The 553-nt window shown below is 37.8% G+C and carries 1 pseudogene; it reads right to left on the bottom strand.

The features are described from left to right. Positions 1-553: pseudogene (locus tag IEV72_RS13605) on the bottom strand (hypothetical protein); the annotation flags it as partial.

Genomic DNA, 553 nt, shown 5'->3' with positions numbered 1-553 from the left:
ATTGACAGAAGCTAGGTTTTCATCGATATTTCCCATTTTAGCAATATCTGCTGCATCTACTTCAGTAATTCCATCAGCGGCAAAACGCAAACGAATGGCATCGATAATCTGACTTTCTTCATTTTGCAACTCGAATAATAAACTCATTTGATTATTACTTAATGGCGCTGGTTTATTTAACGAAGTTGTTATGTCTTTCACACTTTCAGTGAATGAAATATTAGAATTTGTTCCTATTAACTGAATAAAGAACGCCTGCCCAGGTTCAATAAATTTAGTAGCATCCGAGCTAGGAGTTGTGGTGCCATTTCCTGATAATTGATCTATGGTTACAAAAGCTCCACGCGTATTAATCATTGGGTCCCACACCCAAAGTTTAGTGTCGTCAGCATTGCTGTTATTGGCAGTAAGGACTTCACTAACATCAATTCTAGATTGATATGGGTTAGCCACAAAAGCAAAGGTTGTTGAACCTGCGGACGCATTGGGGAAATTAAAAGTTTCTGTTCCTACTTTTAAATCACCCGTTGAAATTAAAGTCGTAGGATTGGGA

The organism is Psychroflexus planctonicus, from assembly GCF_014640195.1.
Classification (GTDB): Bacteria; Bacteroidota; Bacteroidia; order Flavobacteriales; family Flavobacteriaceae; genus Psychroflexus; species Psychroflexus planctonicus.
The sequence above is the reverse complement of the archived record's forward strand: the minus strand, read 5'-3'. Positions and strand labels throughout refer to the sequence as shown.